Genomic DNA, 22000 nt, shown 5'->3' on the forward strand with positions numbered 1-22000 from the left:
TAAGGAAAGGGAAAACGACGCTTTTCCCTTTCCGTGGAGCGAAAAGTCCCGGATTGGACTTTTTGCGAATCTATCAAGGTTAACGCTTTCTCTTCGCGCTTAGCCCTTTGCGCTTCGCTCTGGCCGTCAGGCCTTTAACAGCCGCATCCAGCCCCGTGCTCGTGATTGGCCGCGGCAATCTCTTCGGCGGTGGCCTCGCGGACACTGACTACCGAAACATCGAAGGACAGGCGCACATCGGCCAGGGGATGGTTGCCGTCCAGGGTTATCATGTCTTCCTCGACGCCGGCCACGGTCATGATCATGGCACCCTGGTCCGTGCCGACCCTGAACTGCATTCCGACCTGGATATCTTCCATGGCTTCGAACTCGGAGGGGGGCACCTCGTAGACCATCGATTCGTCCCTCGCACCGTATCCGTCCTCCGGTTCGATGACAACGGAAAGCTCGTCACCTGCTTTTTTTCCCTCCAGGGCTTTCTCCAGTCCCTGGATGATCTGGCTGGCACCCTGGATATAATCGAGAGGGCCGCGGCCATCGGAACTGTCGAGCACCTGGCCTGAATCGTCTTTCAGAGTGTAGTGAATGGACACGACGCTGTCCTTTGCCACCTGCATGATATTCTCCTTCCTGGTTGTGCCTGGATCGAAAGTAGGGTATTCACAGGCCAGTGGCCCGTCAGGATCCTGACATGACATCCAACGCGGGCGGCTATTTAAACACAGACAGGCGCGTTTTGCCAGCGTGGAACCGCCTTGCGGCGGTAACGGGGTAAGAACATGTCCTCATCATCCAGAATGGTCATCTGGGCCGCTCTCACCGGAAACGCCCTCATCGCTATCACCAAGTTCATCGCGTCCGTCGTTACAGGCAGTTCGGCCATGCTGTCGGAAGGGATCCATTCCCTGGTGGACACCGGCAACCAGGTCCTGCTTCTCCACGGACTGTCCAGGAGCCAGAAGCCACCGGACGACAAGTTCCCCTTCGGACACGGCAAGGAGGTCTACTTCTGGAGCTTCGTGGTGGCCATCCTCATCTTTGCCGTGGGTTCGGGCGTTTCCCTTTACGAGGGGGTCCACCACATCCGCCACCCGGCACCGGTGGAAAACCCCGCCGTCAACTACATCGTCCTGGGGCTTGCCTTGCTCTTCGAGGGAGCGGCCTGGATCTTCGCGCTCAGGGAATTTTCACGGGTCAAGGGCAGGTGGGGGTATTTGGAGGCGGTCAGCCGCGGCAAGAACCCCTCCCTCTTCGTGGTTCTGTTCGAGGACTCCGCCGCCATCCTGGGTCTCATGGCCGCCTTCATGGGAGTCTTCCTGGGACAGGTCACCGGCAACCCGGTTTACGACGGGGCGGCTTCCATCGTCATCGGTCTCATCCTCGGCGGCACGGCCATCTGGCTCGCTTACGAGACCAAGGGGCTTCTCATAGGGGAGAGCGCCAACCCGGAGATCGTCCACGGGATAAGGATCCTGGCGGGCGCCTACCCCCAGGTGGAGGCGGTCAACGAAGTCCTGACCCTGCACATGGGGCCGGACTTCATCCTGGTCAATATCAGCCTTGATTTTACGGACACCGTTCCGGCAGGCGATGTTGAGCGGACCCTCGAGCGCCTTCGGACAGCCATCAAGGACGGGTTCCCGCAGGTCAAGCGGGTGTTCGCGGAACCGAGGAAGAGCGTTGATCAGATTTCATCTGATTAACGCGTATGGAAGTGTCGAGGTACGGGTGTATGGGTGTAAAAGTCATGTACCCCCGGCAAAGCCGGGGGGTTTCCCTAAGTACTAAAAATACTGGTTCATCCTGGAAATGGATCCCGGATGACACCGCTTTGTTCTGTTTCACTGCGTTTTCGTGTCTGTTCTTCTCCGTGTCACCGCATTCCTGCATCGGTTTTCCTCCGTGTCTCCGCGTCCCTGCGTCTGCTTTTCCCCCACACCCCCATACTCCGATACTCCCATATCTGTTTTTCTCAGTCCCGCCACCGCGTGCAATGCCAGCGTTGCGATCAGTATCCCTCCTCCCAGCAGGGTCTCTCCGGGTGGTTTCTCCCCCAAAGCCAGCCACACCCAGAACGGTCCCAGGAACGTCTCCAGGAGCATGATGAGACCCACCTCCGCTGCTGGGATGAGCTTGGGCGCCACTGTCATGAGAGCAAGGGGGATAGGGAGAACGACCGACCCCATGACGACCAGCATGAGGATATCGCCCGTACCAGGGGAGAGTGGGTCCGAGATGAAGGCGGTCACCAGGCTTGTGAGCACACCGCTGAGGATCACCGCGGGGATCATGTTCAGGTGGCTGTTGCGCCGGATGATAACGAAATTGGACGCCATGAGCAGGGCCGTCAGCAGGGCGAGAAGATCACCGGCAGGGTTTCCTTTTGTGACGCTCCCGGAAAAGACCACGGCGATACCGGCAAACCCCGCCGCCACAGCGGCCCAGGTCCTCCCCGGAACCTTCTCACCGGTGAAAACCCGTGTGAGGATGGCTGAGAACAGGGGCATGGCGGCGATGATGACAAGGGTGTTGGCGGCTGACGTCATGCGCACCGAAAGGACGAAGGAGATGGTGCTCATGCCGAAAAAGAGCCCGGTCACGATCCCCGCCGCGCCGAGCTTCATGGCCTCCCCGAAAGCCCGGCCGCCGCGGGCGCATATCATGGCCACCGTCAGGGTGCTCGCCGTGAGAAGTCCTCGCCAGAAGATCAGGACCCAGGGGTCTGAACCCACGAGGGAGATGAGGAGGGCGTCGGGGCTCAAAACGAAGACCGCGGTGACCATGAGCAGGGTTCCCCGGGATTTCGGCTGCAGGGGGCTCATGGTTGAAGGCGGACAACTTCAGGACCGGGGTGCACCACCGGCAAAAGGTAACTGTGGTATGCAAGGGTGTTCATTCAGCGGGAACGAACCAGGTCGTCCTTCCGCGACCAGTCAACCCCGGTCCACGTCCCGCGGGTTGTGAGGGTCACCTTTCCGGGGCTGCCCCATCGACCTGTGTGATCCTCCAGGCCGGCATGGAGGATCACGTCCGGTTCGAGAGCCCTTCGGAATTTTTCAAAGGCGGCATCGCAATCCCCCGTCCAGAGACGGGCTACTCCGAGGAGGTAGAACCCTTCCGAACCTTCCGGGCTTTGTCCCACCGTCTCTTCCAGGAGGGACACCGCCTTGCCGTACTGCCCCTCGGAAATGAGATCCCGGGCCACTCCGATATCCACAGTGTAAGAGGCTGAGGCCGCACCAGCTGGCAGCAGCGCGGTTAGGCAAGAATAAACGATAATTGTTGTTATTCGCACAGTCCCTCCCTGACTACTGACTACCGATTACTGATTACTGATTACTGATTACTGATTACTGAAAAGTCTATCCTCCCTCAGGCCCCATATCAAGGACAGGCATCGGGAAGTGAGTACCCGGATGGGAAACCGGCTTTTCAGCACCGTTTCCCAGGGTTCTGAGGCGGATCAACCACTCCGCGGGCGTGGCTCACCGTCGTGAGCCGGTCTTGCGCTTGTTGAAAAAGGTGTCGAAGGGGGGAGGACCCAGGGTGTCACGTTGATGGACATGCAGCATGTCCATCGACCACCTCGCGCCGGCCAGGCGGGAGCCGTGTTGGGGAAAGCGCGTCCCGGTCACAGTCTCAAGTACAGGGTCTTGGTCTGTGACAGTGACTGGAAAAAAAGCCGTTCCCCGCCTCGCAAAATGCCTCGAAGAGACTTTTTCCGAGGGTGTCAAAGAAGTATGGCAGCCGACACCCGCGCCGCTTCCAGGACATCGCCCGGGAGCACACCCAGCAGGATCGTACCCAAAAGAGCCAGGGCGATCCCTGCCCAGAGGAGGGGCGAAGTTGCGGCGGCAGGCAGTTCGCGTTCCGGTTCCCTCATGTACATGATCATCACGACCCGCAGGTAATAGTAGGCGGCCACTGCGCTGTTGAGGATACCGAGGATGACCAGGACGTAATAGCCGCCCTGGAAAGCCGCGTAGAAGATGGACAGCTTGGCGGCAAACCCCGCTGTCGGCGGGATACCGGCCAGAGAGAACAGGAAGATGAGCATGGCCAGTGCGGCACCGGGAGATCGCCTCGCCAGCCCGGCGAAATCGTCCAGGTCATCGTTGGGCATCCCCTCCCTTCCGAGGAAAACGAGGATGCCGAAAGCACCGATGTTCATGAAGGTGTAGGCGAGGAGGTAGAACATGACACCGGAGATCGCCCGGTCGCCGCTGCCGCCCACCGAAGCCACCAGACCGATGAGGATATAGCCCACGTGGGCGATGGAGGAGTAGGCGAGCATCCGTTTCATGTTGGTCTGGGCCAGGGCGGCCAGGTTGCCCAGCGTCATGGTCAGGACAGCAAGGATGGAAACGACCAGCTCCCACTCATGCGCCATCCGGGGCATGGCCTCCATGAGGATCCGGATGAGCGCGGCAAGACCTGCCGCCTTGGGGCCGGCCGACATGAACGCCGTCACCGGGGTGGGAGCGCCCTGGTAAACGTCAGGGGTCCACTGGTGGAACGGCACCACTGAGATCTTGAACCCGAAGCCGACCAGCACCATGAGCAGTCCGACCATGAGCGCCTTGTCGCCCAGGGTCTCGGGGTGAGCGGCCAGGGTCGCGCCGATGACCTTGAGGTGGGTCGACCCGCTGACACCGTAAACGTAGGACATCCCGAACAGGAGGATGCAGGTGGCGAAAGATCCAAGCATGAAGTACTTGATGGAGGCCTCGTTGCTCAGGGAATCCTTGCGGAAGAACCCGGCCAGGATATAAAGGGACATGGAAAGGAGCTCGAGCCCCAGGAAGATCGTGATGAGTTCGTGTCCGATGGCCATGACCATCATCCCCACCGTGGCCAGGCAAAGCAGGGCGTAGTACTCGGAGTGGTCTTTGGACCCTCCCGCTTTCATGTACCGGAGAGACAGGGCGATGCACAGGATGAGCCCCAGCAGGAAGGTGATCTTGAAAAAGGTGGCGAAGGGGTCGAGGATGACGGCGTCGCCGAAAGTGGACACGTTCAGGTGCCGCGACAGCCAGGCCACGAGCAGTGCCGCCAGCGAGCCGACAGTGGCGATGATGACCGAATCCAGGTGGCGTTTCGTCCGGATGATCAGATCCCACAAGATGACCGTGAAGGCGGTCAGGGTGAGGATCAGCTCCGGTGCAATGACCCTGAAATCGGGGAATAGGATGCTCAGCATGGGACCTCTCCCTTACTCGTCAGTTCCGTGGGACGTCCGGGGCGCGACAGTCAGCGTGGCGATCTCGCCCTCAGTGCCTGATGTAATCAGCTCAAGTACGGTGTGCGACCTGTCGCTTTCCACTGAGCCCACGTTGAGCCGGGTCACCAGGTCGTCCACAGCGGGTTCCATGACCCTCAGGAACGGCTGGGGATAAAGGCCGATCCAGAAGATAAGGACGATAATGGGCGCCAGGACCAGGATCTCCCGGAAATTCATGTCCTTGATATTCCTGTTCTCCTCGTGCGTGATCTCACCGAACATGACCTTCTGGTACATGTGAAGCATGTAGACCGCTCCCAGGATGACGCCGGTGGCAGCCAGAGCACCGAACACGTACATGCCGGCCTTGAAGACGCCCAGGAGGATCAAAAACTCCCCGATGAACCCGTTCAGGCCCGGAAGGCCGATGGATGAGAAGGTGGCGATGCCGAGGAACACCGCGAAAACCGGCATTTTCGCCGTCAGGCCTCCGAAATCGTCCAGCATCCTGGTGTGGCGGCGCTCGTAAAGGACTCCTACCAGGAGGAACAACGCCCCGGTGGAAAGACCGTGGTTGATCATCTGGAGAACGCCCCCCTGGATCCCCTGGAACGTCATTGTGAAAAGGCCCAGCATGACGAACCCGAGGTGGCTCACGGAGCTGTAGGCGACCAGTTTCTTGACATCCGGCTGGACCCAGGCCACCAGAGCTCCGTAGATGATGCCCACAACGGCGAGGACTCCGATGACGGGGATCGCTTTGACCGAGGCGTCGGGGAGCAGGGGCAGGGAGAACCGGACGAAGCCGTAGGTCCCCATCTTGAGAAGGACGCCGGCCAGGATGACGGATCCGGCCGTGGGAGCCTCGACGTGGGCGTCAGGAAGCCATGTGTGGAACGGGAAGAGGGGAACCTTGATGGCGAAACCCAGAAACAGCGCCCAGAAAGCCCAGAACTGGATCCCCTCGGGCAATGAGCCGTCAAGCAATTTTACAAGATCGAAGGTGTAAATGCCTGTTGCGGCCGCGTTGGTGAAATAGATGGCGAGAAAACCGATGAGCATGAACAGGCTGCCCACAAGGGTGTAGAGGAAGAACTTGACCGCCGCGTAGATCCTTCTCTTGCCCCCCCAGACACCGATGAGCAGAACCATTGGGATGAGCATCACTTCCCAGAACACGTAGAAAAGGACGATGTCCAGGGAGAAAAAGACCCCCAGCATGCCGGTCTGGAGGATCAGCAGACAGACCATGTACTCCTTGACCCTGTCGGTGATGGCGGTAAAGGAGGACAGCACCACCAGGACACCGAGGAGGGTCGTGAGGAGGACCAGCAGGAGGCTTATCCCGTCCACCCCCATGAGATACTGGATGCCCAGGCCGTCGATCCAGTCGATCCGCTCCATGAGCTGGAAGCCCGGCACACCCAGTTTGAAAAGGGGGAGCAGGAACAGGGACGCGGCGAAGTCCGCCAGGGCGATCCCGAGGGCCACCTTCCGGATGGCGCCGGCGTTTCGGCCCGGCACCAGCAGGGCCATCAGGATAGCGCCGAGTGCCGGGATGTAGGTGATCAGAGATAGTATGGGAAAATTCAGTTCACTCATTTAGGTTCTTCCTGTTTGGTTGTTCCCGATTCCCAATAGCTAGGAGTTTGGATGAGGTTCTCCGACAGACTCCTAGAAGAAGGCCCATATCAGGACAAGGACCAGCCCGGCGGCCATGGTAAGCGCGTAGTTCTGGACAAATCCGGTCTGGAGCCTGGCCAGGAACCGTCCCGAAACCTGTGCCCCGCCGGCGATCCCGTGCAGGGTCCCGTCGATCCCCTTGCCGTCGAAAATGGTCCAGAAGATCCGGCCGAGCCAGTGCAGGGGCCTTATCACCATCCTGTCGTAGACTTCGTCCACCCACCACTTGTTGAAGAACAGGTCGTAGAGGAATTTGAAGTCCTCGTGCACCTCCTCGGTGACCGCCGGACGCTTCAGGATCATTACGTAAGCGAGGATGATGCCGCCCAGGGCCACCATGACCGAGATCACCATGAGCCCCAGCTCGGCCGCGAGGCTGTGAACGGAATGGGACGCTTCAGCCCCGTGCCGGGCGGCTGCCGTAAAGAACGGCCCGAGCCAGTTGTGCATCACGTTGGCTTTGAGGAAAACGGGGATCCCCAGGAAACCGCCCACCGCGGCAAGGAACGCCAGGATCATGAGGGGCACGGTGATGACCGGCGGCGACTCGTGGGCATGGGCCTCCACCTCCGGATCCATGCGGGACTCGCCGTGGAACGTCTTGTAGACCAGGCGGAACATGTAAAAGGCGGTCATGAACGCAGTGGTGATACCCAGGATCCAGAGAAGGAACCTCGCTCCTCCGGCATGGCTGAAGTTGAAGGTGCTGTAAAGGATCTCGTCCTTGGACATGAACCCGGCGAGGGGCGGGATGCCCGCGATGGCGAGGGAGGCGATGAGGAAGGTCCTGTAGGTCCTGGGCATGATCTTTCTGAGGCCGCCCATCTTGCGGATATCCTGTTCGTCGGACAGGGCGTGGATCACGCTTCCCGCTCCGAGAAAGAGGAGGGCCTTGAAAAAGGCGTGGGTCATGAGGTGGAAGATGGCCGCGGTGTATGCCCCCACTCCGGCCGCAAGGAACATGTAGCCCAGCTGGCTGACGGTCGAGTAGGCCAGCACCCTCTTGATGTCGTTTTGAACCAGGGCAATGGTCCCGGCAAAGAGGGCTGTCAGGCACCCGACGACGGCCACGACCATGAGGGCCGCCGGGGCGAGATCATAAAGAACGTGGCTGCGGCAGACCATGTAGACACCGGCCGTGACCATGGTGGCCGCGTGGATGAGGGCCGACACCGGCGTGGGACCTTCCATGGCGTCGGGCAGCCACACGTGGAGCGGCAGCTGCGCCGATTTTCCGCAGGCGCCGATAAAGAGGAGCAGGGCGATGAGAACAACCATGGGTTGACCGGTGTGGAACTGGTGCGGGGCCGCGGCAAACACCCTGGTAAAGGACAGGGTCCCAAAGTTCAGGACGATCAGCAGCATCCCCAGCATGAAACCGAAGTCGCCAATCCGGTTGGTGATGAACGCCTTTTTGCCGGCGTTGGCCGCGCTGTCCTTATGGTACCAGAACCCGATGAGCAGGTAGGAACACAGACCCACGCCCTCCCATCCCACGAAAAGCAGCAGGTAGCTGTTGCCGAGGACGAGGAGCAGCATGGCGAACACGAACAGGTTCAGGTAGAGGAAGTACCTCCTGAAACCTCCGTCGTGGTGCATGTACCCGATGGAATAGACGTGGATCAGAAAGCCGACTCCGGTGACGACCAGGATCATGACCGATGACAGGGGGTCCAGAAGGAACCCGATGTCCGCGGAGAAGGTGCCTGAACCGATCCACCGGTAGAGGACCACCTCGGTGGTCCTGTGCGCAGCCTCCATGCCTGCCAGCCCGAATACCGAAAGGACGGAAGCGAGGAATGATGCCCCGACTGCTCCGCTGGCCATGACGCCCACGCTGCTTTCGGACATCTTCCGGCCGAAGGCCAGGTTGACAAGGACGGCCAGGAGTGGAAACAGGGGGACCAGGACTACAGCGTCAGTCATCGTAAGTTCTCCTAGCCCTTCAACTGGTTGATCTCGTCAACGAAGACGGTTTCGAGGTTCCTGTAAAGGGCCACCACGATGGCCAGCCCCAGGGTAGCCTCAGCGGCGGCGATGGTCATGACGAAGAAGACGAACACCTGCCCGGCCGGGTTCTTCAGGAAATAGGAGAAGGCCACCAGGTTGATGTTCACCGCGTTGAGCATCAGTTCCACCGACAGGAGGATGATGATGATGTTCCTTCTCATGAGGAAGCCGGTCGCCCCGATGACGAACAGGAGTACGGCGAGCACGAGGTAGTGGGTCAGGGTGATCATTCCACATCCTCCCTCTTTGCCAGGACCATGGCGCCGAACATGACCACCAGAAGGACAATGGAGGCCAGTTCAAAGGGGAAAAGGAAGGTCGTGTAAAGGGAGCCGCCCACAGCCAGGGTGTTGTCCGGGTTCATCTCCAGGGCGAACTCCGGGAACGGTCCGGGGAACAGGCTCCCAACGGCCAGCAGGATCATCAGGATCGCCATGACCAACACCACCATCCCGGCCAGGAGCGATTGCCTGTGGGCGATCCTGCGCCCCTTGACCTTCCACAGGTTGAACAGGAACACCACGAACAGGTACAGAACCATGAGGGCTCCCGCGGGAACCAGGATCTGGATGGCTGCCAGGAACTCCGCGTTAAGGAGCACGAAGATGCCGGCCACGTGGAAGAAACAGGGCATCAAAAGAAGCACCGAGTGCACCGGGCTCCGTCGGGAGATCGCCAGCAGGGCGGTCACAACCGCCACCACGGCAAAGTAAAAGAACATAAACGCATGAAGACCCATTCTCGTGCTCCTACAGGCGATCGTATCGGGGGTCGTCCCCCTTGGTGAGCATTTTTTCCCGGCAGATCCGGAGTTGCCCGGGGTCGGTCAACGTCAGTTCGTAATCTTCACCCATGAATACGGCGTCCACGGGGCAGACATCCTGGCAGTAGCCGCAGTAGATGCAAAGGCCCATGTCGATCTCGTAGCTGTCCACCACCTTCCCGTGGTCCTCCCCCTCGGAGGTTTCGATGAAGATGGCGTCCGACGGACAGATCGCCGCGCAAAGGCAGCACCCGACGCACCGCTCCCGGCCGTCCTCGTGCCGCTTGAGGACCTGGGAGCCCCTGAACCTTTCCGGGAGGTCATAGTAGACCTCAGGGTACCGGAGGGTCACCGGCCTGGAGAAAAAATACCGGAGGGTCAGGGTAAGCCCCTTGATCAGGTCGGTTTGAAATATGTTTGTCATCAAACCCACAGCGTACTCCCCTTTTTCAGGTGATATGGGCCCATCTCAGAATACCCGAGATGAAAACGTTGAAGATGGCCAGGGGCAGGAGGACCTTCCACCCCAGGGTCATGAGTTGGTCGTAGCGCAGCCTGGGGAAGGTCCAGCGGACCCAGACGAAGAAGAACATGAACACCGCGACCTTGGACAGGAACCAGATCACCGGCATGGCGTACAGCACGATACCGGCAGGCAGGATCCCTTCCACCAGCGGACCGATGACGGGCCATGGCAGCCAACCGCCGAAGAACAGGGTCACCATGACGCAGGAGGCTGAGATCATGGCCACATATTCGGCCATCATGAACATGGCCCACCTCAGGCTGCCGTACTCGACGAAATACCCCGCCACCAGCTCGGTCTCGGCCTCGGGGAGGTCGAAGGGCAGGCGGTTGGTCTCCGCAAAGGCCGACACAAGGAACAGGATGAACCCCAGGAACTGGGGGATAATGAACCATTTGGGGATAAAGCCGAGCCACAGACCCTGCTGGGCCAGGACGATCTTGGTCATGGAGAGGGAGCCCGAATACATGAGGACCCCGATGACCGAGAGCCCCAGGGTGATCTCGTAGCTGATCATCTGGGCCGAGGACCTGAGTCCGCCGAGAAGGGCGTATTTGTTGTTGGAGGCCCACCCTGCCATGACGATACCGAACACACCGAGGGAGGAAACCGAGAGGATATAGACGAGCCCGATGTTGATGTCGGAGACCTGGAGATGGGGACCCACCGGGATGACGGCGAAGGTCAGCAGTGCAGGGACGAACGCCATGAGCGGGCACAACAGGAAAAGGACCTTGTCCGCGTCCCTGGGAACGATATCCTCCTTGAGGAACAGCTTCAGTCCATCGGCGATGGGCTGAAACAGCCCGATCGGCCCGACGTAAAGGGGGCCGTGGCGGTGCTGGATGTGACCGCAGACCTTGCGCTCCACCCAGTTCATCACCGTCACGCCGCCGAGGGCCACCGTGATGATCCCCACGATCTTGAGGAGGATGATGAGAATGAAGATAAAGGCGTTCTCCATCGTGATATCCTTGTCAGAAGTCCATGGCCCCGGACCGTTTGAGCTCCCCGACCCTCTCGAGCAGGAAGTAGGCCTGGGCGTTGTCCGGATCCAGTTCCATCGCCGTTTTGAACGCCTCTTCAGCCTTGTCGAGCATGTTGAGCTGCACATAGCTCTCGCCGAGGCGGAAGGGGGCCGAGGAGTTTTTCGGCTCGAGTTCCCGTACCTTGAGGAAGTGGTGGATCGCCTCCTGGTGTTTGCCCTTCCTGGCCAGGGTGGTGCCCGCGTGGTAGTGGGCAAGGGTGAAGTTGGGCGAAAGTTCCAGTGTCTGCCTGAAGGACTCAACGGCGTCGGCAAGGTTGCCCTTGTGGTACTGGACGATCCCCTTCCAGTAGTAGGCCATGACGTAGGCGGGGGAGATATCCACCACCTTGTTGAGCGTCTCGAGAGCATCCTTGAGCTGCCCCTTCTGGTAGTAGATGATCCCCAGTGCGTACATGGCCCGCGCGAACTTGGGGTTCAGCTCGATGGCCTTGCGCAGTTCTTCAGCCGCTTCCTTGAGCTTGGCGTTGTTCTGGTGCAGGAGTCCTAGCCGGTAGTGGATCTGCGGGGTATTGGGGATGATGGATTCGACCTTGCGGAAATATTTTTCCGATTCTTCCAGCCTGCCCAGAGCGTAACAGGAAAGACCCAGGCGGTAGTGGATCGAGGCCAGCTCGGGGTTGACCGCCTCGGCCTGTTTGAACTCCTCGATGGCGGCGCTGGTCTCGCCCTTGTCGTGGAAAGCGAGCCCCTTGTAATAGTGTGCCTTGCCGAAACCGGGCAGCTCTTCGAGAGCCTTGTCCCACATGGCGATGGCCTTGTCGAACTCACCCCTGTGGTAAAGGTTGATCCCGTCGGCCAGATAGTGGTCGGCCTTCTCGGCGGGGGAAAGGACTGCCATCTCCTCCGCACTTCCCACCAGGCGGTGCCCGCACTGGGAACAGAAAAGGCTGTCGCCGGGAACCTCGATATTGCAATGTGAACATTTCATCTCAATACCCCCTGTACCGCCGGGTCTATCCTTGATCCCCGCCGCCGGGGCGGGAAACGGTAACAAAAGTAATGGTCTTCTCCTTGACGGCGTCGTACTCCATCAGGGAGTTGACCGGCATATCCGCGTAGTGGGACGGGACGAAAACGATCCCCTTCCCGGAATCGCTCGTGACGCTGGCCACAGCCTCGATCTCGCCTTTTCTGCTGGCCACCCGGATGCGGTCACCATCGTTTATCGCCGCCGCTTTCGCGTCATCCGGGTGGATCCGGACCCTGGCTTCCGGGGCCAACCCGTTAAGCCCCCTGGCCCACTTGGTCGTGGTCCCGGAGTGGAACAGGGTCGTGCCCGAGATCAGGACAAAAGGATAGTCCGCAGGCGGGGAGTCGATCTCCCGCTGCTCGACGACAACCAGCTGCGCGCGGCTGTCACCGAAACCGTCCCCGTAAAGGTAGGGGGTGCCCGGGTGACCAGCATCGGGGCAGGGCCAGTGAAGGCCGTCCGCCTCGAGCCTTTCCGGGAGGATGCCGGCGTAGGAGGGGATCTGACCTGCGATTGCCCTGGTCACGTCCATTGCCTGGGCGAAACCTGCCGGCTTGCCGAACGCTTCAAACAGATCGCAAAGGATCTTCCAGTCGGCCTTCGCCTTGCCGGGAGCCTCGAGGGCCTTCCTGACACGCTGGACCCTTCTGTCCGTGTTGGTGAAGGTCCCGTCCTTCTCAGGCCCCGTGGCGGCGGGCAGGACCACGTCAGCCTTGCGTGCCGCTTCGTTCATGAAGATGTCCTGGACGACCAGGAATTCCAGTTTGTCCAGGGCCTCGGCCACCCTGGCGGGCTCCGGAAAAGCAGTCAGGGGGTTCTCACCCATGATGAAAAGCCCCTTGAGGGTACCGGCGCGGGCCGCCTCCACCATCTCCATGACTGTCATCCCGGTCTCACCCGACACCGGCACGTGACCCGGGAGGTACCCGGGCATGGCGCCCATGTCCATGACGCCCTGGACGTTGTTGTACTCGGAAAGGGGCAGGATGCCGGATCCGGCCTTGCCCACGTTCCCGGTGATCATGGCCAGGTTCGCTGCCGCGGCCACCGTGTCCTCTCCGGTGTAGGAGGCGGTCATGGGCGAAAGGAGGATGGTCACGGCGGGCGACGCGGCCAGAGCCTTTGCCGCATCCCTGATGCTGTCAGCCGGCACGCCCGTGGTCTTCTCGGCATTTTCCGGTGTAGCCGCCCTGACGGACTTCCTTAGTTCCTCCAACCCCGTGACGTTGGCGGCCACGAACTCCTTGTCCTCCAGGCCTTCGGCGAGGATGACATGGATCATCGCATTGAGCAGTCCGACCGCGGTGCCGGGCTTCATGGCGAGGTAGCTGTCGGCGAAACGGGCCAGTTTTATCTTCCTGGGGTTAGCGACGATGAGCTTGCTGCCCTCGTACCTGACACACCGCAGGACTTTCAGGCCGACGATGTGCGCGTCCTCGGTGACGTTGGCGTCCACTGCGAAGATGAGGTCGGCCTGATCCAGATCGGCAAGGGAATCGGTGGGAGCGGCCATACCGAACGCCTTGTACAGAGCCTCCATGGCAGGGATGTGGCTGAACCGGGCCACCGAGTCCACGTTGTCGGAACCCAGGACCGTCCTCACGAACTGCTGGAAGAGGTAGTTCTCCTCGTTGGTACACCGTGCCGAGGCGATGCCGCCCAGCGCCTTCCCGCCTCCGTCGGAGGCGATGGCGCCCACCCCGTCCACGATGGCCTGGTACGCCTCTTCCCATGTGGCTTCGACAAGCTCCCCGTCCTTTCGGACAAGGGGAGTTTTCAGGCGCTCGGGGCGTCCCACATACTCGTAGCCGAACCTGCCCTTGGCGCACAGGAACCCGCTGTTGTTGGATCCCTCGTCGTCGACACCAAGGACGTGGTAGATCCTGTCTTTCCTGACCTCAAGGTTGAGAGTGCAGCCGACCCCGCAGAAGGGGCATGTTGTTCTCACCGGGGTCAGTTCCCAGGATGGGGTGGTGTGCTTGAAAGGACGGCTGTACAGAGCCCCCACGGGGCAGGTCTGGATGCACTGGCCGCAGAACTCGCAATCCATGACCCGTCCGAAGCTCGGCTCCACAACCGTCCCGAACCCGCGTTCGACGAAATCCAGCTGCCCCTCTCCCTGCACCTCATCGCAGATCCGCACGCACCGGCCGCACTGGACGCACCGGTTCTGGTTCATCTCGACGAGGGGGGACAGGACGTCGATCTGCTTGTCCACCTTGACCGACCCGAACCGTCCCGATTCCTTGCCGTGGGCGAAAGCCAGGTCCTGAAGGGTGCAGCGGCCGGACTGGGGGCAGACCGGGCAGTCGAGAGGGTGGTAGATGAGAAGGAGCTCGATGATGGCCTCGCGGGCCTTGAGGACCTTCTCGGTGGTGGTGAGCAGTTCCATCCCCTGGGTCACCGGAGTGACACAGGATGCGAAAAGGCGCCCCGATCCCGCATCCTCCACCACACACATCCGGCACGCCCCGAAGGGCTTCAGGTACTTGTGATCGCAGAAAGTGGGGATGTCGATGCCGATGGCCCTGGCGGCATCGAGCATCGTCGCCCCGGACCGGATCTCCACCTGTTTTCCGTCTATGGTCAGGTTGACTTTCATAGCCCGTTATTCCTTCACCACGGCGTCGAACTTGCACACCTCGTAGCAGGTATTGCAGTTGGTGCACCGCTCCTGGTCAATGACATGGACTTCCTTCCTCTCCCCGGAGATGGCTTCTACCGGGCACTTCTTCTTGCAGACCATGCATCCGGTGCAGGCATCCTCCAGGATCCGGTATGTGATGAGCGCCGTGCACACCTTGGCAGGGCACTTCTTGTCCCTGATGTGGGCCTCGTATTCGTCTTTGAAATAGCGGATGGTGGATAGGACAGGGTTGGGAGCGGTCTGGCCGAGGCCGCACAGGGAGGCGCTCTTGATCTGTACCCCCAGGTCCTCGAGGTCCAGGATGTCCTGGTCGGTCCCTTCCCCGCCTGTGATGCGCTCTAAAATGGTGAGCATGGTCTTGGTGCCGAGCCGGCACGGTATGCATTTTCCGCAGGATTCGGCGGCTGTGAAGCTCAGGAAAAACCGCGCCACGTCCACCATGCAGTCGGTCTCGTCCATGACCACGACACCGCCGGAACCCATCATGGCTCCGGCCTTGATGAGGGAATCGTAATCGATGGCGGTTTCCGCCAGCTTCGCAGGCAGGCACCCGCCCGACGGGCCGCCCAGCTGGGCCGCCTTGAACTGATTGCCCCCCTCGATCCCGCCGCCGATCTCGTGGATGATCTCCCTGAGGGTGGTGCCGGCGGGAACCTCGATAAGGCCGGTGTTGTTAATCTTTCCGGTCAGGGCGAAGACCTTGGTTCCCTTGGTGCCTTCCGTCCCTATGTCGGCGTAACTGTCGGCGCCGTTGAGGATGATGGGGGGGACGCAGGCGAAGGTCTCCACGTTGTTGATATTGCTGGGCTTTTCCCACAGTCCACGGTTGGCAGGGAAAGGCGGGCGGGACCGGGGCATCCCCCTCCTGCCCTCGATGGACGCCATGAGGGCCGTCTCTTCGCCGCACACGAAAGCGCCGGCGCCTTCCTTGATCTTGAGCTTGAACGAAAAATCGGTGCCAAAGATCTTCTCGCCCAGATACCCTTTCTCCTCTGCCTGCCCGATGGCCGTCTTGAGGCGCTTGATGGCGAGGGGATACTCGGCCCGGCAGTAGATGTATCCGTAGCCGGCGCCGATGGCGTAGGCGGCGATGATCATGCCCTCCAGGACTGCGTGGGGGTCTCCCTCCAGGACGCTCCGGTCCATGAACGCACCCGGGTCACCCTCGTCGGCGTTGCAGATCAGGTACTTGGGGGCTCCGTCGGCCTTGGCGCAGAATTCCCACTTCAGACCCGTTGGAAACCCGCCGCCGCCCCTGCCCCGAAGACCCGATTTTTTCACGATCTCACGGACGATGGTGGGGGACATCGTATTGAGGGCTTTCTGCACGCCCTTGTAGCCGTCAGCGTCTATGTAATCCTGGATCAGGTCCGGGTCGATAAAGCCGCAGCGTCTGAGCACGATCCGTTTCTGTTTTGCGAAGACGGGCAGGTCCTCGTAGGCCGGGATCCCTTCGTATGGTGTCTCTCCGTCGCTAATGATCTGGCCTATGGTGAATTCCTTGACGGGCTCACCGCCCACGAGATGCTTTTCCAGGATGTCCGCCACCATCTTCGGCTCCACCTTGCGGTAGGTGACCCGGGAGCGCCCCGGCTGGACGACGTCCAGAAGAACCTCCTGGGAGCACATGCCGATGCACCCCGTCCTGATGATGGGCACCTCCATTTTGAGGCTGCTGAGCCCCTCGTTGACCGCCGCCAGGACCCCTTCGGCCCCGGTGGCCAGCCCGCAGGTTCCCATCCCGATGAAAATTCTCTGTCCGCCGTCGCTAGCCATGTGCACTTTCACTCCTCGGCGGCTTCATCACCGCTGTCGCCTTCGTCCCCGCCCTCTGCCTGTATCTGGGCGAGGGCCTTTCGCCGGAACTTCTTGATAATGGACTCGGCCTGGTTGGGATCAAGGTTGCCGAAGGCATCGTCGTCGATCATGATCACCGGCGCCAGGCCGCAGGCGCCGATGCAGGCCACGTGCTCGAAGGAAAAGATGAGGTCATCCGTGGTGCCGCCGTGGCCGATGCCAAGCTCGTTCTCCATCCTCATGATCACCTGTTTGCCGCCCTTGACGTGGCAGGCTGTCCCGGCGCAGGCGCGGATGATGTGCCGGCCCCTGGGGCTCAGGTGGAACTGGGTGTAGAAGGTCAGGACACCGTAGACCTGGCTCCGGTAGATCCCCATCTCGTCGGCAACGACGTTGGCCGCCTCCTCGGGGACGTAACCGTAATGTTTCTGGACTCCCTGAAGGACGGGGATGACCATCCCCTTGATATCGTCCAGCCGGTCGAGGATCTCGTAGACCGGTGAGAGGTCGAGTTCCTTAGTCACTTCAGGGCTTTGAACCGTGCTCTCGGCAGTTTCGAGGTTCACTGCTACCTCCGCTAATGGGTTGCCGTCCCGGAACGCTGTCGGGACGCTACCTGTCGATCTCGCCCAGCACGATGTCCAGGCTACCGATGATAGCCACCACGTCGGCCAGCATGTTGCCTTTCGCCATGGTGAGAAGGGACTGAAGGTTGACGAACGAGGGCGGCCTTATCCGGAGGCGGTACGGCTTGGGGCTCCCGTCGCTCACGATGTAAAAACCCAGCTCGCCCTTGGGGGCTTCGATGGTGCTGTACGCCTCCCCCTCGGAAGGGGCAAGCCCGTCGATGGCCAGTTTGAAATGGTGCACCATCGCCTCCATGGAGTTGGAGACCCGACTCTTTTCAGGGAATACGTACCTGGCGCTGCGTTCGATGAACGGCCCCTCCGGGATCCCCTCGATGAGCTGCCTCAGCATCAGGGAGCTCTGACGCATCTCACGGAGCCGGACAAGGTAGCGGGAATAAACGTCCCCGTCAGACAGGACCGGCACCTCGAACTGAAGCTCGTCGTACACCTCGTATGGCTCGTCCCTGCGGATATCCCAGTCGACGCCCGAGGCCCTGGCGCCCGGACCGGACAGTCCAAGGCTGACGGCGTCCTCCCTGCTGATGACGCCAACCTTTTGGGTCCTTCGCATCCAGATCCGGTTCTTGGTAAGCAGCCTCTCGTACTCGTTGATCTTCACGTCGAACTTGTTCACGAAGGCCCTTATCTTGTCTGAAAAGTCGGGGAGGATATCCCTGACAACACCGCCGGGACGGAAATAGGTGGGCATCATCCTCGTCCCGCACGTCTCTTCGATGAGGTCCAGGATGTCTTCCCGCTCTCTGAGGGTGTACATGAGCATGGTGACGGCGCCGATGTCGGCGGCATGGGTCCCGAGCCAGAGAAGGTGGCTCATGATCCTGGTGATCTCGGCGATGGAGGTGCGGATGTACTGGGCCCGTCTGGGGACCTCGATACCGAGCAGCTTTTCCACCGCCAGGATGTAGGCAAGGTTATTGGAGCCCGACGCCAGGTAATCCAGCCTGTCTGTGAGGGGAAGGACCTGGATGTACTTCTTCCCTTCGGAAAGTTTTTCCACGCCGCGGTGAAGGTACCCGATATCGGGCACGGCGTTGACGACGACCTCACCGTCCAGCTCGAGGATCACCCGGAGAACGCCGTGGGTGGAGGGGTGATGAGGCCCCATGTTGATGGTCATTATTTCCTGCCTGGCCACCTTAACCTCCCTTTACCAGCGCACCCGGCCACCGACAGGGAACTCCTTGCGCAACGGGTGCCCCTCGAAGCCGTCCGGGTTGAGGATCCGTCTCTGGTCTGGATGACCTTCGAACCGGATCCCGAACATGTCGTAGACTTCCCGCTCCAGCCAGTCGGCAGCCCGCCAGACCTTGCAGACCGTGGCGGCCGAGCCGCCTTCGGGCAGGGATACCTTCACGCGAAAGCGCATGCGGTGACCGATGGAATAGAGTTGATAGACCAGGTCGAACTCGAACCCCTCACGCTCCGGCCAGTGAACAGCCGTGACATCCGAGAGGAAATCGAAACGAAGCTCCGGATCGTCCCTCAGGAAGGTCAGCAGTTCGATGGCCCGGTCCGGCGGCACAACCGCCCAGACCTCGCCGCAGGAGGTGCCGATCTCGAGGACAGCCGGACCGTAAACCCGGCGAAGAGCTTCGACGACCGGGTGCTTTTCAGGATCGTCACCGGAAAAGTTCTGGCGGTTCCAGTTAACCGTCACGCCGTTTCCTCCCTGGTCGGTCCCCGGTATCCCGGCTCCACTTTCCTGTGGTCGACCCCGAAGTTCCTCTGCCCGTCGATCTTCATCTGGAGGGTCATGATCCCGTGGATCAGGGCCTCGGGGCGGGGCGGGCACCCCGGGATGTACACGTCCACCGGGATAATGTTGTTGACTCCCGGAACGACGCTGTAGGTCTGGAAAACTCCTCCGCAGGTGGCGCAGCTCCCCATGGCGATGACCCACTTGGGCTCGGCCATCTGGTCGTAGAGCTTTTTCACCACCGGGGCCATCTTGTTGGTGACCGTCCCGGAAACGATAATGAGATCCGCCTGCCTGGGCGAAGCCCTGAAAACCTCCCAACCAAAGCGGGCCAGGTCGTACCGGGCGCCCGCCGCGGAGATCATCTCGATGGCACAGCAGGCAAGGCCGAAGGTGAGCGGCCACAGGGACGACCGCTGGGCCCAGTTCATGACCTTGCTGGCCGATGTCAGAAGAATGTTCGCTTCCTGGGGACCGGGCCCCTTGTAGACTCTCGTCGGTTTATTCTTCATCGCCAGTCCAACGCACCCTTTCTCCAGATATAGGCATATCCGAACAGCAGAACCACCATGAACAGGATCATTTCGATAAACCCGAATATCACCGGGTCGAATTTGTCGAACAGGATGGCCCACGGATAAAGGAACACCACCTCGATGTCGAAGATGATGAACAGCATGGCCACGAGGTAGAAGCGGATGTCGAACCGGCGGCGGGCGTCCTTGATGGGCGTCATTCCGCATTCATAGGTCGACGTTTTCTCCTCGTTGGTGTTCTTGCGGAGCAGGCCCATGACGTGGGAAGCAGCGAGCATCCCGATACCGATGACACCCACGACCAGCAGAAAAATAAAGATGGGCAGGTAACCGACAATGAGATCTTCCCTCAAAACGAAACCTCCCTTAAGCTGCGCCCCGGTCGGGGACGCCAAACGTGAAAATAGTAACAGAAATTGTATTCTGTATAATGTATACAATAAGTGATCCCTCTTGTCTACGGGTTTTCTCAACCCGGATCCAAAAAGCACAATTGATCATATATTCCGCGATTTTGGGAAGGGGCATATGAGGTAATCCACGACACCCGAAACAGGCGATCGGTTTTGACAAGACAAAACCGACAACCTATTTCGGGTCTTGACAGCCAATCACCCGTATGGTAGATGGAAACTCTTTAATTTTAAAGGGAAAATCAACAAATACAACCTCGCAAAAAGTCTCCCTTGGAACTATTGGGACCCATTTTGCGAGGCGGTCACGCCAAGGCATGATCCCCCGCCGGTCGGAGTGAAGCCGCCCGGTTCCACCCCCACCCCAGCTCCCGCCTCATCGGCGTGCGCTGTATTGATGGACATCTTGTTTGTCCGTCGGCTGAAACAGGGTCGCAAAAAGTCCAGGCGGGACTTTTTGCTCCACGGAAAGCGAAAAGTGTCATTTCCGCTTTCCTCACAGATCAATGACTCACACTGACGGTCATTGATCCGGACGCCCCGCACGGGGCGCATTGATGACTTTCTGCGTAGTCATCAATCAGGGAGCACCTTTTATGACCAGGTCTCAGGATCTTTTTAAAGCAGCCAAAAGCGTCACACCGGGCGGCGTCAACAGCCCCGTTCGAGCCTTCAAATCGGTGGGCGGCGACCCCTTGTTTATCAGCAGCGCCAAAGGTTCGATGATCGTCGATGCCGACGGCAGGTCGTATATCGATTACGTGGGTTCCTGGGGTCCCATGATCGTCGGTCACGCCAACGAAGAGGTCCTGGAGGCCATCTTCGAGGCAGCCCGCCTGGGGACCAGCTTCGGAGCCCCGACCGAAAGGGAGACGGATCTTGCCAGGCTGGTCCTCGGTGCAGTGAGGTCCATGGACAAGGTCCGCATGGTCAACTCGGGGACCGAGGCCGCCATGAGCGCCATCAGGGTCGCCCGCGGCGCCACCGGCCGTGACCGGATCATCAAGTTCAACGGGTGCTACCACGGTCATGCGGACGGCCTGCTGGTCAAGGCGGGTTCAGGCGCCCTGACCCTCGGTGTTCCCGACAGCCCCGGTGTTCCCGCCGACTATGCAAAGAACACCCTCATCGCGGAGTACAACGATCTCGAATCGGTTACGGCCCTGTTCGCGAAGCACCCGGGAGAGATCGCAGCGATCATCGTTGAGCCGGTGCCCGGGAACATGGGGGTCATAATCCCGGCTGAAGGGTTTCTCCAGGGTCTCAGGGACATAACCGCAAGAGAGGGTGCCCTCCTCATCTTCGACGAGGTTATGAGCGGCTTCAGGGTGGCCTTCGGCGGCGCCCAGGAACGGTACGGGATAACGCCCGACCTGACGGCTCTCGGAAAGGTCATCGGCGGCGGCCTCCCGGTCGGCGCCTACGGCGGGAAAGCCGAGTACATGTCCCTGGTGGCTCCCGAGGGGCCGATCTACCAGGCAGGGACCCTTTCCGGGAACCCCCTTGCCATGGCCGCCGGCATCGCCACCCTCTCTATCCTTATGAGGCCAGGGACCTACGAGGCCCTGGAAAGGGCCGCCGCCGCCCTGGCCGGGGGGCTGGCCGATGTGAACCGGCGCCTTGGTGCCGAACTGGCCTTCAACCGGGCAGGCTCCATGTTCACCACCTTCTTCACACCCGGGCCCGTGACGGACTTTAACGGCGCCAAAAGGTCCGACACGACCAGGTTCGGCCATTATTTCCGGGCCATGCTGGACGAGGGCATCTATCTCGCCCCTTCCCAGTTCGAAGCTGCCTTCCTGTCCCTTGCACACTCGGATGAGGATATCGAGGCCACGGTCAAGGCCCACGAAAGGGCTCTTAAAAAGATCCTCTGACCTCGGGATCGCAAGATCAGATTCCGTTGCGATTCCGGGGCTGATACACTGGTAGATGTTGATGACCTGGCAAGAAGTCATCAACATTGATAGAGTCGCAAAAAGTCCAATCCGGGACTTTTTGCTCCACGGAAAGGGAAAAGCGTCGTTTTCCCTTTCCTTA

The 22000-nt window shown here is 60.5% G+C and carries 20 protein-coding genes; 2 read left to right on the plus strand and 18 right to left on the minus strand.

Features of this window, described 5'->3' with window-relative positions:
* Positions 1-134 precede the first annotated feature (134 nt).
* The gene (locus P1S46_05660; GenBank protein ID MDF1535976.1) at positions 135-617 is read right to left on the minus strand and encodes a peptidylprolyl isomerase; all 483 of its coding nucleotides are present in this window, start codon (positions 615-617) and stop codon (positions 135-137) included.
* 162 nt (positions 618-779) lie between these two features.
* On the opposite strand from P1S46_05660, the gene P1S46_05665 reads away from it, so the two are divergent.
* A complete protein-coding gene (locus tag P1S46_05665; GenBank protein ID MDF1535977.1) occupies positions 780-1703 on the plus strand; it encodes a cation diffusion facilitator family transporter in 924 nt (307 codons plus the stop codon).
* A 138-nt stretch (positions 1704-1841) separates the two neighbouring features.
* On the opposite strand, the gene P1S46_05670 is transcribed toward P1S46_05665, so the two are convergent.
* The 17 genes from P1S46_05670 to ndhC form a co-directional block, all read right to left on the minus strand.
* Positions 1842-2822 (minus strand): DMT family transporter, encoded by a 981-nt coding sequence (locus P1S46_05670; GenBank protein MDF1535978.1) that lies wholly within the window; start codon positions 2820-2822, stop codon positions 1842-1844.
* Between the two features lie 74 nt (positions 2823-2896).
* Positions 2897-3205, minus strand: coding sequence for a hypothetical protein (locus tag P1S46_05675; GenBank protein ID MDF1535979.1), 309 nt, complete (start codon positions 3203-3205; stop codon positions 2897-2899).
* A 525-nt stretch (positions 3206-3730) separates the two neighbouring features.
* Positions 3731-5200: an NADH-quinone oxidoreductase subunit N gene (locus P1S46_05680; protein ID MDF1535980.1), complete on the minus strand. Its 1470-nt coding sequence runs from the start codon at positions 5198-5200 to the stop codon at positions 3731-3733.
* A 12-nt stretch (positions 5201-5212) separates the two neighbouring features.
* A complete protein-coding gene (locus tag P1S46_05685) occupies positions 5213-6823 on the minus strand; it encodes an NADH-quinone oxidoreductase subunit M (protein MDF1535981.1) in 1611 nt (536 codons plus the stop codon).
* A 72-nt stretch (positions 6824-6895) separates the two neighbouring features.
* Positions 6896-8830, minus strand: coding sequence for an NADH-quinone oxidoreductase subunit L (gene nuoL / locus P1S46_05690; GenBank protein MDF1535982.1), 1935 nt, complete (start codon positions 8828-8830; stop codon positions 6896-6898).
* Positions 8831-8841: 11 nt separating this feature from the next.
* Positions 8842-9144 carry an NADH-quinone oxidoreductase subunit NuoK gene (gene nuoK, locus P1S46_05695; protein ID MDF1535983.1) on the minus strand — a complete coding sequence of 101 codons (303 nt, stop codon included), beginning with the start codon at positions 9142-9144 and terminating at the stop codon, positions 8842-8844.
* Positions 9141-9653 carry an NADH-quinone oxidoreductase subunit J gene (locus P1S46_05700; GenBank protein MDF1535984.1) on the minus strand — a complete coding sequence of 171 codons (513 nt, stop codon included), beginning with the start codon at positions 9651-9653 and terminating at the stop codon, positions 9141-9143. Before P1S46_05700 ends, nuoK begins: the two co-directional genes overlap by 4 nt.
* 10 nt (positions 9654-9663) lie before the next feature.
* The gene (gene nuoI / locus P1S46_05705) at positions 9664-10101 is read right to left on the minus strand and encodes an NADH-quinone oxidoreductase subunit NuoI (protein MDF1535985.1); all 438 of its coding nucleotides are present in this window, start codon (positions 10099-10101) and stop codon (positions 9664-9666) included.
* A 25-nt stretch (positions 10102-10126) separates the two neighbouring features.
* Complete coding sequence (gene nuoH / locus P1S46_05710) at positions 10127-11167, minus strand: NADH-quinone oxidoreductase subunit NuoH (GenBank protein MDF1535986.1); 1041 nt, start codon at positions 11165-11167, stop codon at positions 10127-10129.
* Positions 11168-11180: 13 nt separating this feature from the next.
* The gene (locus tag P1S46_05715; protein ID MDF1535987.1) at positions 11181-12179 is read right to left on the minus strand and encodes a tetratricopeptide repeat protein; all 999 of its coding nucleotides are present in this window, start codon (positions 12177-12179) and stop codon (positions 11181-11183) included.
* 25 nt (positions 12180-12204) lie between these two features.
* The gene (nuoG, locus tag P1S46_05720) at positions 12205-14823 is read right to left on the minus strand and encodes an NADH-quinone oxidoreductase subunit NuoG (protein ID MDF1535988.1); all 2619 of its coding nucleotides are present in this window, start codon (positions 14821-14823) and stop codon (positions 12205-12207) included.
* 6 nt (positions 14824-14829) lie between these two features.
* Positions 14830-16644: an NADH-ubiquinone oxidoreductase-F iron-sulfur binding region domain-containing protein gene (locus tag P1S46_05725; GenBank protein ID MDF1535989.1), complete on the minus strand. Its 1815-nt coding sequence runs from the start codon at positions 16642-16644 to the stop codon at positions 14830-14832.
* Positions 16645-16652: 8 nt separating this feature from the next.
* A complete protein-coding gene (gene nuoE, locus P1S46_05730; protein ID MDF1535990.1) occupies positions 16653-17231 on the minus strand; it encodes an NADH-quinone oxidoreductase subunit NuoE in 579 nt (192 codons plus the stop codon).
* A gap of 46 nt (positions 17232-17277) precedes the next feature.
* Positions 17278-18450: an NADH dehydrogenase (quinone) subunit D gene (gene nuoD / locus P1S46_05735; protein MDF1535991.1), complete on the minus strand. Its 1173-nt coding sequence runs from the start codon at positions 18448-18450 to the stop codon at positions 17278-17280.
* 12 nt (positions 18451-18462) lie between these two features.
* Positions 18463-18972, minus strand: coding sequence for an NADH-quinone oxidoreductase subunit C (locus tag P1S46_05740; protein MDF1535992.1), 510 nt, complete (start codon positions 18970-18972; stop codon positions 18463-18465).
* The gene (locus tag P1S46_05745; protein ID MDF1535993.1) at positions 18969-19523 is read right to left on the minus strand and encodes an NADH-quinone oxidoreductase subunit B; all 555 of its coding nucleotides are present in this window, start codon (positions 19521-19523) and stop codon (positions 18969-18971) included. Before P1S46_05745 ends, P1S46_05740 begins: the two co-directional genes overlap by 4 nt.
* Entirely contained in the window at positions 19520-19900 is a 381-nt protein-coding gene (gene ndhC, locus P1S46_05750) for an NADH-quinone oxidoreductase subunit A (GenBank protein ID MDF1535994.1), read from the minus strand. Before ndhC ends, P1S46_05745 begins: the two co-directional genes overlap by 4 nt.
* A gap of 656 nt (positions 19901-20556) precedes the next feature.
* Between ndhC and hemL the strand changes: the two genes are divergently transcribed.
* On the plus strand, positions 20557-21837 hold the full coding sequence (gene hemL, locus P1S46_05755) for a glutamate-1-semialdehyde 2,1-aminomutase (GenBank protein ID MDF1535995.1): 1281 nt from the start codon (positions 20557-20559) through the stop codon (positions 21835-21837).
* The last annotated feature ends 163 nt before the right edge of the window (positions 21838-22000 follow it).

This window comes from bacterium, assembly GCA_029210545.1.
Lineage (GTDB): Bacteria > BMS3Abin14 > BMS3Abin14 > BMS3Abin14 > BMS3Abin14 > JARGFV01.